The 10,367-nt window shown below is 70.5% G+C and carries 10 protein-coding genes; 5 read left to right on the top strand and 5 right to left on the bottom strand.

Annotation, left to right across the window (positions count from 1 at the left end; genetic code table 11):
- Positions 1-42: 42 nt before the first annotated feature.
- From ACPYN4_RS11000 to ACPYN4_RS10990, 3 genes are read right to left on the bottom strand one after another with little or no spacing between them, the layout of a single operon-like run.
- Positions 43-543 carry a restriction endonuclease subunit S gene (locus tag ACPYN4_RS11000; protein WP_424446368.1) on the bottom strand — a complete coding sequence of 167 codons (501 nt, stop codon included), beginning with the start codon at positions 541-543 and terminating at the stop codon, positions 43-45.
- The gene (locus tag ACPYN4_RS10995) at positions 536-2,182 is read right to left on the bottom strand and encodes a type I restriction-modification system subunit M (protein WP_424446367.1); all 1,647 of its coding nucleotides are present in this window, start codon (positions 2,180-2,182) and stop codon (positions 536-538) included. Before ACPYN4_RS10995 ends, ACPYN4_RS11000 begins: the two co-directional genes overlap by 8 nt.
- An 8-nt stretch (positions 2,183-2,190) precedes the next feature.
- On the bottom strand, positions 2,191-4,194 hold the full coding sequence (locus tag ACPYN4_RS10990; protein ID WP_424446366.1) for a hypothetical protein: 2,004 nt from the start codon (positions 4,192-4,194) through the stop codon (positions 2,191-2,193).
- 196 nt (positions 4,195-4,390) lie between these two features.
- Between ACPYN4_RS10990 and ACPYN4_RS10985 the strand changes: the two genes are divergently transcribed.
- From ACPYN4_RS10985 to ACPYN4_RS10975, 3 genes are all read left to right on the top strand, one after another.
- On the top strand, positions 4,391-5,023 hold the full coding sequence (locus ACPYN4_RS10985; protein WP_239279499.1) for a DUF4352 domain-containing protein: 633 nt from the start codon (positions 4,391-4,393) through the stop codon (positions 5,021-5,023).
- A gap of 62 nt (positions 5,024-5,085) precedes the next feature.
- Positions 5,086-6,135, top strand: a complete 1,050-nt coding sequence (locus tag ACPYN4_RS10980) for an NINE protein (protein WP_424446365.1) — start codon at positions 5,086-5,088, stop codon at positions 6,133-6,135.
- Positions 6,136-6,439: 304 nt separating this feature from the next.
- A complete protein-coding gene (locus ACPYN4_RS10975; RefSeq protein WP_239279497.1) occupies positions 6,440-6,838 on the top strand; it encodes an arsenate reductase ArsC in 399 nt (132 codons plus the stop codon).
- A 132-nt stretch (positions 6,839-6,970) separates the two neighbouring features.
- On the opposite strand, the gene ACPYN4_RS10970 is transcribed toward ACPYN4_RS10975, so the two are convergent.
- Positions 6,971-7,873: an EamA family transporter gene (locus tag ACPYN4_RS10970; RefSeq protein WP_424446364.1), complete on the bottom strand. Its 903-nt coding sequence runs from the start codon at positions 7,871-7,873 to the stop codon at positions 6,971-6,973.
- Entirely contained in the window at positions 7,870-9,141 is a 1,272-nt protein-coding gene (locus ACPYN4_RS10965) for a serine hydrolase domain-containing protein (protein WP_424446375.1), read from the bottom strand. Before ACPYN4_RS10965 ends, ACPYN4_RS10970 begins: the two co-directional genes overlap by 4 nt.
- Before the next feature lie 99 nt (positions 9,142-9,240).
- On the opposite strand from ACPYN4_RS10965, the gene ACPYN4_RS10960 reads away from it, so the two are divergent.
- Complete coding sequence (locus tag ACPYN4_RS10960; RefSeq protein WP_239279495.1) at positions 9,241-9,552, top strand: DUF2470 domain-containing protein; 312 nt, start codon at positions 9,241-9,243, stop codon at positions 9,550-9,552.
- 102 nt (positions 9,553-9,654) lie between these two features.
- Positions 9,655-10,326: a heme oxygenase (biliverdin-producing) gene (locus ACPYN4_RS10955; protein WP_424446363.1), complete on the top strand. Its 672-nt coding sequence runs from the start codon at positions 9,655-9,657 to the stop codon at positions 10,324-10,326.
- The last annotated feature ends 41 nt before the right edge of the window (positions 10,327-10,367 follow it).

Raw genomic sequence — 10,367 nt, 5'->3', positions numbered from 1 at the left:
GAGTGTGGTAACCCACATCCTGCCCGGAGGTCTTCGCCTACCTCACCCGTTCACAACCTCCCGGGGAAGTACAGCTAGCTCCTCTGCCCTTGCCGCAAGGGCGGTGTTGGCGGCGATCTTGTCGTCGAGGGCACCCAGCACCTCGGCGATCCCCTGCTGCCCAGGCAGTGGAGGGACGGCGAACGGGATATTACGCAGGATCGACTGATTCAGCAGCGGCTGTCCCGAACCTCCTCGCCAGGAGTTCAGGTCGATAGAAGACAACGCGTATGCCCAGAAACGCGCAGCCTTCCCGGTATGCGGCGTCGCGATCAGCGCGTTCTCGCTCACCCAGGCCGGAGTCGGTGAGTAGTGGATGCTCCCGCAGTAGGACCCCACTCGACCGATTACCACGCCGGCGGTCGCGAGGTTTGAATCGGCCGAACTTGTATAGATTCCGTTTGCCCCAAAAACAGGGAAAGAACCGACTTCGGAGTAACTTCCCGAGCCACCGTTCCTGAACCTCAACCAGTCGCCGAGGACCCCTGGCGTCCAGTCAGACATGGACCCTCCCCAGCTGTTCCCGTACAACCTCTGCCAACCGAGCCGATTCGACGAACTGCGACTCGAGCTCTACCCGAAGCCGGGCGAGTTTCTCCTCGATCGGCTCACCGTCGTCCTCTGCCTCAGCTGCGCCGACGTATCGGCCCGGAGTCAGTGCGTAGTCGGCTGCCTTGATCTCGGCGAGGGTCGCGGAGTAACAGAAGCCGGGGCTGTCCTCGTATCGGGACGACCCCTCGACGAGCTCGGGGACCGGATTGCCACCAGCGACCCGGGGGACGGTGCCGAACCAGGCGTGGTAGGTGTCGGCGATGCGGGCGATGTCGGCATCCGACAGGGCGCGCTCGGCGCGGTCGACCATGTGGCCGAGGTTTCGGGCGTCGATGAAGAGCACCTCGCCAGCGCGGGCGCCCTTGTCTTTCGCGAAGAACCACACGCACACCGGGATCCCCGTCGAGCGGAACAGCTGGGTCGGCAGCGCCACCATGCACGACACGAGATCGGCCTCGACGATCTCGGCACGGATCTGGCCCTCGCCACCCGAGTTCGACGACATCGAGCCGTTCGCCATGACGACGCCGGCCTGCCCACCGGGGGCGAGCTTCGAGAGGATGTGCTGGATCCACGCGTAGTTCGCGTTACCCGCCGGCGGCACGCCGAACCGCCACCGCGGGTCGGACTCGTTGCGCGCCCAGTCCTTGATGTTGAACGGCGGGTTGGCCATCACGAAATCGGCCTGCAGGTCAGGGTGCAGGTCACGCGCGAACGTGTCACCCCACCGCGGGCCGAGGTTGCCCGTGAGCCCGTGGATCGCGAGGTTCATCTTCGCCATTCGCCACGTGCGCTCGTTGAGCTCTTGCCCGTACACCGAGATGTCGCTGCCCTCACCGTGGTGCGCGTCGATGAACTTCTCGGCCTGCACGAACATGCCGCCCGATCCACATGCCGGGTCGTACACGCGCCCGTGGGTGGGCTGCAGCATCTCGACGAGCACCCGCACGACACCGGCCGGCGTATAGAACTCGCCGCCCCGCTTGCCCTCGGCGGCGGCGAACTTCTCGAGGAAGTACTCGTACACCTCGCCCAGCAGGTCGCGGGCGCGGCGCCCGTCCGACCCGCCCTGACCCTGCGTCGTGAACCGCGCCGAGTTGAACAGGTCGATCAGCTCGCCGAGTCGCCGCTGGTCGACGTTGTCGCGGTTGAAGATGCGCGGCAGTGTGCCCGAGAGCTGCGGGTTGGCCTGCATGACGGCATCCATCGCCTCGTCGATCAGCGCGCCGATCGACTTCTCCGGGCTGTCGGCCGAGGCGCCGAGCCCCTTCGCGTTCTGCGCGAGAAATGCCCAGCGCGCGTTAGCCGGCACCCAGAACACGCCCCGCCCGGTGTACTCGTCGGTGTCGTCGATGAGCTCGGCGATCTGGTCGTCGTCGTACCCCTCACCGCTGAGCTCGGTGCGGATGCCCGCGCGGCGCTCGTCGAAGGCATCCGACACGTACTTCAGGAACACGAGCCCGAGGATGACGTCCTTGTACTGCGAGGCATCCATCGAGCCGCGGAGCTTGTCGGCGGCCTTCCAGAGCGTGTCTTTCAGCTCTTTCATGGTCGACGGCGCCTGCGCGGTCGCTTTCGGAGTGCGTGCCATGTGATTCCTTACTTCGGGGTGGATGCCGGGGCATCCAGTTCGGTCAGCGTGACGGCGCCGGCGGCCACGGCCGACGCCAGGGTCTCGATGTAGTGGTCAAGCCGGTCGATGCGACCGGTGAGGTCGGCGCGCGCGACGACGAGCTCGGTGAGCGCGCGGCGCAGCGGTGCGATGGCGGCCGGAGCTACGCGGCGCAGCATCCAGCGCTTCCACGCGCCGGGGCCGCTCGCCTGGGTCGCGATGTCGGCGGCGACCAATTCGGGCACAAGTCCGCCCGGGTCGGCCGGGCTGATCCGCAGCACGCGCGCCGGGTAGGCCACGATCTTCGAGCCATCGTGATCGACCCAGGCCGCAGCGGTGGGACCCGTGCGGAAGACGACGTCGCCGGGGCGCGTCAGCTGCGCCGACGGATGCCGCTGCGCGAACGTCATCGGGTCGACCCGCCGACGCCCGATCTGCTCGGGATCATCGAGGTCGCCAGCTGTGACGACGACAAGGCCTGCACTGTCTGCGGCGTCGAGCGTGAGGCGCGTGCCTGCGACAACGCGAGCGTGACCATCGGCGATCAGGTCGGCGAGCCCAGCGGCAGGGATCATCTCGGCGCCGCTGGGAACCGGCGCGATCGACGCGGGGACGTCCTGCTGCGCGTCATGTGCGGCGGTATCGACGTGCGCTGCGAGCGAGGCGGCCCGGGCCGGCGATATCGCAGCGGCGGCGCGCGGCGCGACGAGCTCACCTGAGCGGGCAAGGAGCGACGCCGTGCGCACGAGCCGCGCGAAGCGGAAGGTACGTGCGCGAACGTCGGCGGCGCTGCCCATTCCGGCGGCGACATCGCTCACGATGTCGGCGCGCGTCGCGGGGGTCAGCTCGCCGTCGATGACGTCGGCGATCGCCGTGAAGCGGTCACCGAGGGCGACCTCCCCCGTCGGCGGGCCGAGCACCCAGAGCGCCAGGGGTTCACCGACGGCCGCGGTGACCAGGCGGCGCGGCAGCCGCACGACCGCCCGAAGCCGGCCTGACCGCAGGATGTCGTCGCGCACCGTCCGCACGCAGGCAGGCAGCACATCGACGAGGGCGCGCGTCGGACCGATGATGACCGCGACGTCGTCATCGCGAAGCGAGAGCACGACGTCCTCGGCATCCGCCAGCATCTGCTCGACGCCATCGCGAGGAGCGGCCGGCACACGCGCGACGCGCAGGGCGGCGCCGATGTCGGCGTGCTCGCCGAGCCACACACCCGCGACGTGCAGGTGGCGCCGGATGCTGCGCTCATGGTGCGAGGGCGTCACCGTCACCGCGGGGCCGTCACCGAGTGCGGTGGCGATGCGCAGCCCGATGCGCTCGTCGACGCCGCGGTCGACGACCACTTCGGTGGCACCGAGGCGCGTCGCCAGCGCCTGCGCGACATCGAGGACGAGCTCGAACGCACCATCGGCGAGCGCCCCCGCAGAGCCGTCGCCGGCCGCGGTGGCAGCGTGACGGGCGCGCGACCGCTCGAGTGCACCGGCCGGTGAGTAGGCGGCATCGATCAGCTGATCGGTGAAGCCCGTCCAGTCGACCCCGCGCACCGAGTACGCCTTGACCTCGCGGGCGAGGAAGGCATCCAGCCTATCGACATCGTTGGCGGCACGCACCAGATCGTCTGCGCTCAGACCGGTGATGCCGTCGAGGTGCGCCGACAGGCAGACCAGCGCATCGAGTTCGGCGACCATCTCGGCATCCGACCAATCGAGGTCGTCGGGCGCTGCGAGCGCGGCGGCATCTGCCACGGCGTCGAGGTTGTTGCCGTGGCCCGTGCGGGCGAGCCACTCGGCGACCTCGCCGGCATCGAACAGCGGCGACCCTGACACGCGCGCGATCGGCGCGGGGAAGGCGTCACCACCCGACGCGAAGCGCGTGCGCCACATCGACGCGACGGGCCGGCGTACACCGGCGAGCTCGGCCACGCCCGACAACGAGAGCCGCAGCGGCGCGCGGCCGTCGGCTTGCTCGGTGGGCATCGTAATGGTCATGAGCCACACCGTATCGGGCAGCTGCGACGTAGCACCACCGGCCATCGATAAGGGGTGTTATCAGCAGCTCTTGCGTTGGCGCGTGGCGCAAGCTCGTAGCGTCGGTCGCGGCAGACGGAATCGTCTCGCCGGAGCGGACGGGTCTTGCTGGGGATGTGCCCGTCCGCTCTCCCCCAGCATCCCGAGGAGACAGACGATGCGACGCTCACTCACACTCACCTTCGCCCTTGCCGCGCCCCTGCTGCTGGCCGGCTGCTCATCCGCTGCGGTGCCCGATGCCGACCACCTGCCCGACACGGCACCCGTCGCGACCGCGACTCCCACACCCACACCCACATCGACCGCGGACGACGACGCGGTGGCGACGTACGGCGAGCGGATCGTCAACGATCGCGGCTACATCGTGAAGGAGATCGGACAGCTCGCCGGAATGTCCTCCGGCGAGAGCGACGACGTCACCGTCGCCCAGTTCGCGGTCACCGACATCGTCGTCGACGTCGCGTGCACCGCTGACTACGCGGACCCCGCGAAGAACGGGCATCTCGTCGGCATCCATCTCAATGTCGAAACGACGCCCGAACTCGCTCACACCACGGTGCCGAGCGTCTCGTTCAGCGAATGGGGGTGGCAGGCATTCGACGCCGACGGCAAGCGCGTGAACGACCCGATCGGCACCGGTTCGTGGTGCATGGACAGCGGCGATCAGCTGCCTGCCGACATCGGTCCCGCGCAGAGCGTGTCGGGGTGGATCGTCCTCGACCTGCCCTCCGACCACGGGTCGGTCGCACTGACGATGGGCTCCACCGCCGGCTGGGAGTGGACGTACTGAGCCCGCCCCCTCTCACACCCACCCAGACCCCGCACCTAGATTCCGCACCAAGGAGAATCACCATGTCCAACCCCACCGCGCCGGTTCCCCCGGGCACACCGTACCTGCCGGCACCCGTGCCGGCCGCGCCGTATTCGCAGCCACCCGCCAAGTCGTTCCTCGCGACGTGGCTGTTCGCCTGGCTGCTCGGCGTCTTCGGCGTCGACCGCTTCTACCTCGGCAAGGTCGGCACTGGCATCCTCAAGCTCGTCACGTTCGGCGGACTCGGAATCTGGGCGCTCGTCGACCTCATCCTCGTGCTCGCCGGCGCGACGCGCGACAAGCTCGGCCGGCCGCTCGACGGATACGCGAAGCATCGCGTCGTCGCATGGATCGTGACCGGCGCGGTCGTCGTCCTCAGCATCACAGTGGGCGCCGTAAACGGCGGCACTGGCACACGGGACGCCGTCGACGTGCCCGCGGTGCAGCAGACCGACACGGCGATCGACGAGGCGGAGCCGGCCCAGACACCCTCGGAGAAGCCGGCCGAGGAGCCTGCCGAAGAACCGGTCGCGACGGCTGCGACCTGGGCGAATGCACACTGGGGCGAGTTCACGCCCGTCGAGCAGTCCGGCTCCGGCGACAGCCTGACCACGCTGCCCGAGGGCGCCGCCGGCGGAATCGTCACCGCGACCCACAGCTGTCAGCGCAACTTCGCGATCTCCGTGCTCGACGCATCCAACGCGTCGACGGGTGAGCTACTCGTCAACACCATCGGCGCCTACTCGGGTACCACCGCATGGGGCATCAACGCCTTCGGCGAGGGCGCACGCCTGCAGGTCACCGCCGATGGCGACTGGACCATCACCATCAGCCCGATGGGCGCCGCCCCCACGCTGGCCTCGGCGGGCATCGGCGACGCCGTGTTCCTCTACGACGGCGGCGCCGCGGCGCTCGCCGCGACCCACGACGGCCAGAGCAACTTCGCGATCATCGAAGAGACGTCCGAGGCCTTCCACATGGGGCTGCTCGTCAACGAGATCGGCGCCTACTCGGGCACGGTTCCGGTCGCCGCCGGTCCGTCGGTCATTGAAGTGACCGCCGACGGAAACTGGACCCTCGCAGTTCAGTAGTGCGGTACCCCGAAGGCGGGGTGGGGATGCCAGGCATCCTCTGCCCCGCCTTTTCGCGCGGTCAGCCCACCCGCCCCTCGAGCACACGTCGATCGCCGCGATCGCCCCCTCGACGGGCAGCAGCTCGCCGAAGATCCCGGGCCGGTTCAGCACCGTCAGGGGCGCCTGCCCCTCGATCTCGGTCAGGCCCGCCGTCGCGCGGGTGAACTCGGCGACGGCACGGTGAATTCGGCGTGGCTCGGTTCCATCGTCGCCGCGCACGGCACCGGCAATAGGATCGGTCACACCGAGCCAAGGAGCACCCATGACCGCCCCGATGGTGCTGTTCGTGTGCGTGCACAACGCGGGCCGCTCGCAGATGGCCGCGGCGTTCCTGCAGCACCTTGCCGGCGACCGCGTCGACGTGCGCTCGGCCGGGTCGGAGCCCGCCGAAACGATCAACCCTGCTGCGGTCGCGGTCATGGCTGAGGCGGGCATCGACATCACGACGGGCGCACCGAAACTGCTGACGACGGATGCCGTGCGCGCTGCCGACGTCGTCATCACGATGGGCTGCGGCGATGCGTGCCCCATCTTCCCCGGCAAGCGCTACGAAGATTGGGAACTCGACGACCCCGCGACCCTCGATCTCGAGGGGGTGCGCCGCGTGCGCGACGAGATCCGCGAGCGCGTCGAGGGGTTGATCGCCTCGCTCGAAGGGTGACCCGCGCTGCGGTTCGCGAGGAGATTTCGGTTCGCGAGGATGCCTGGGCGGCATCCATCCCCCTGAAGTGACATCTCCTCCCGAAGCGCGCGCGCACCCGGAGCGCGCCTCGCGCGCGTGCGCGCGAGGGCCCTACCCGACGGGCTCGACCGCCTCGCGGGCGTGGCGGCCGGCGGCGCGCACGGCGCCGATGGATGCCGCGATCACGAGTGCGATGCCGGCGAGCTCCAGCAGGTTCAGCTGCTGACCGAGCAGCACGAATCCGGCGAGCGACGCCGTCGCCGGGGCGAGGCTCATCAGGATCGCGAAGGCGGATGCCGCCAGTCGCCGCAACGCGATGAGCTCGAACGCGTACGGCAGCGTGGAGGAGAGCACGGCCACCGCCGCCCCCAGCCCGAGGATCTCGGGCCGCAGGAGCGCGGCCCCGGCATCCGCGATGCCGAACGGCAGTGCGACGAGCGCGCCCGCCGTCATGGCCAGCGCCAGCCCGTCGAGCTTCGGGAATGCGGCCCCGACGCGCGCCGACGCCAGGATGTAGAACGCCCAGCTCGCCGCAGCACCGAGGGCGAACAGCACGCCGAGGAGGTCAAGGCGATCCCACCCGCCTCCTCCGAGCGCGACGACCCCGGCGAAGGCGAGCCCAGCCCACAGCCACGCCGACGCGCGGCGACTCGCGATGATCGACAGGACGAGCGGCCCCAGCACCTCGATCGTGACCGTGACTCCGAGCGGCAGCCGCTCGAGCGCGAGGTAGAACAGTCCGTTCATCAGCGCGAGCACGAGCCCGAACGACACCACCGCAGTCCAGGCGGCGCGGCCGTGCCCGCGCAGGCGCGGCCGCGCGATCGCGAGCAGCACCACCGCCGAGAACGCCAGCCGCAACATCACCATGCCGAGGGGGCCGACCTCCGGGAACAGCAGCACCGCGATCGACGCGCCGACCTCCTGGCACGCCAGACCCGCGACGACCAGCAGCACCGCGCCGGTGGGGCGTGCTGCAGCGGGCCCCGGTGCGACGTGGCCGCCCGCGTTCACCCGGCCGCGTCCGCCGCGGGCAGCGGGCAGACGGCGGTGGCGGCGACCTGCGCCGCCATCTCCTCCGCCGTCCACGGCAGGCCGGCGTCGGGCGCGGTCTGCCCGGCGGCGGCCGGCGCCTTCGAGCCGATGGCGGCCAGCTCCCACGCGAGGCTGCGCACGAGGTCCGCCGAGGCGCGGGAGTTGTTGAGCACGACGACCACCGTCATCCCGGTGTTGCGGTCGGCGAACGCCGCCGTGAGGTATCCGAGGATCGAGCCGTACTGCCCGACGAGGCTGCCGGCCTGGTACACGCCGCCGTCGGCGGTGAACCACGACGGCCCGTCCGCGGCGACGGGGAGCGGGTTCGCGAAGCGCTTGTCGGTGTCGTAGTCGCGCGCCCCGACGGCGAGCGCCTGCGCGTAGCGGCCCAGGTCGGCGAGGTCGCTGGTGACGCCGGATGCCGTGTATCCCGCCGACGGCGAGAGTGCCGTGACGTCCACGGGGGCCGCGCACGCGACGCTGCCGTCCTCGGCATCGCCGGACCACAGTCCGCTCAGCCCCACATCAGCGGTGGTCGGCAACGCGGTCGCCGCCATGCCCGCCGGGCCGAAGACGTACGTGTCGTAGAGCTGCGCGGCGCTGCGCCCCGAGGCGCGCTCGAGCGCGAGGCCGAGCAGCACGTAGCTCGTGTCGGAGTCGGCGAACGTCGTCCCGGGCGTCGTCGCCACGCCGCGCGAGATGCCGTAGGCGAGCAGCTCGCGGGGGTTCCACGACCGCTCCGGCGTGGCCCGCATGCGGCTGTCGATGAGCGGCGCGTAGGAGGCGAGCCCGCTCGTCGAGTCGCAGAGCTGCTCAAGGGTGGTCGTCTCGGCGCCCGCGATCCCGGTCACGTAGTCGCCGACGGGGTCGTTCAGCGCCACGACGCCGTCGTGGGCCAGGCCGTACAGCACGTCGCAGGTCATCGCGCGCGTGACTGCGCCGGCCTTGAACGTCGTCGAGGCGGTGACCTCCCCGGCATCCGGCGCCGACGTGCCGACACCCGCCTGCCAGCTGCCCGACCACGGCGCCCACACGCCGACGACCGCGCCGGTGGCTCCGGATGCCGCCACGGCCTGCTCGACTGCCGCCTGCAGCTGCGCCTGCGTCTCGGCCGGTAGCGACGCCTCGACCTGCGCCGGCAGGGTCAGGGTGCTCGCGGGCTCCGCGGAGCACGCGGCGAGCAGAGCGGCGAGCGCCAGCGCGCCGGCGACGGCAACGGCACGCCGGCCGCGGTGGAAACGCCGCATTCTCACCCCCCGATGTTCCTCTTCAGCGTAGATCACAACCCGGGCGGGTCCGAACGCGGGGGCACGCGGACGCGCCGATCCGATCATTAGGGTTATGCCATGCCGCACACCTTCGACGACGCCGCCCTGACCGGCGTGCTCGGTCACATGAACGACGACCACGCCGACGACAACCTGCTCATCGCGCGGGCCTTCTCGCCGCTGCCGGATGTCATCTCCTCCGAGATGGTCACCTTCGACGGTGCCGCCGGCCAGTGGCGCATCATCACTGCCGACGGCGCCGAGGACGTCATCCGCGTGCCGTGGCCCGGGGGCGAGATCACCGAGCGGCGCGAGGTCCGCCGCGAGATCGTGGCGCTCTACGACGAAGCGTGCGCGCGTCTGGGCGTCACCCCGCGTCCGCACGCGTAGATCCCGGCCGGCGAACCTGTAGATCCTGGCGGGCGGACGCAGATCGTCATCATCGGAAACCTTCAGGTTAGTTGAGCCTTAGTTTCAGCTACACTGATGGACGTGACCGAGCTGATCCCGTTCTCCACCGCCCTGCGCGAGCGCTCCCGCAACGCCCACTCCGGCAGCGAGCACGCCGGCTTCATGTCCGACCTCATGCGCGGCAAGGGCACCCGCGACGACTACGTCGCCCTCGTCGCGCAGCACTGGTTCATCTACGACGCGCTGGAGCGCGCGGCCGAGCACATGCGCCTCGACCCGATCGCCGCGCCGTTCATCAGCGACAAGCTGACACGCCTGCCCGCGATCGAGGCCGACCTCGCGTTCCTCATCGGCGACGACTGGCGTGAGCGCATCGAGCCGCTGCCGACCACCGAGCGCTACGTCGCCCGCATCGACGAGGTCAGCGCCGACTGGCCGGGCGGCTTCGTCGCCCACCACTACACGCGCTACCTCGGCGACCTCTCCGGCGGCCAGTTCATCGGCAAGCTCATGGCCCGCCAGTTCGGATTCGAGACGAACGGCATCGGGTTCTACCTCTTCGCCGAGATCGCCGACCCCGCCGCGTTCAAGGACGTCTACCGGGAGCAGCTGGACGCCGTGCCGTGGGATGCCGCCGAGCGCGGGCGTGTGATCGACGAGGTCCTCGTGGCGTACCAGTTCAACACCGACCTGTTCGTGGACCTCGCCGCGGCGAAGGCCGCGGCATCCGCCCCCGCGACCGCCACCGCCTGACCGGCGCGGGTCCGGCGCGGCGCCCGGACCGCGCGGGTCGC

This window comes from Microbacterium sp. CH-015, assembly GCF_049707015.1.
Taxonomy (GTDB): Bacteria; Actinomycetota; Actinomycetes; order Actinomycetales; family Microbacteriaceae; genus Microbacterium; species Microbacterium aurum.
Note: the sequence above shows the minus strand (reverse complement) of the source record. Positions and strands in the feature narration are given on the sequence as shown.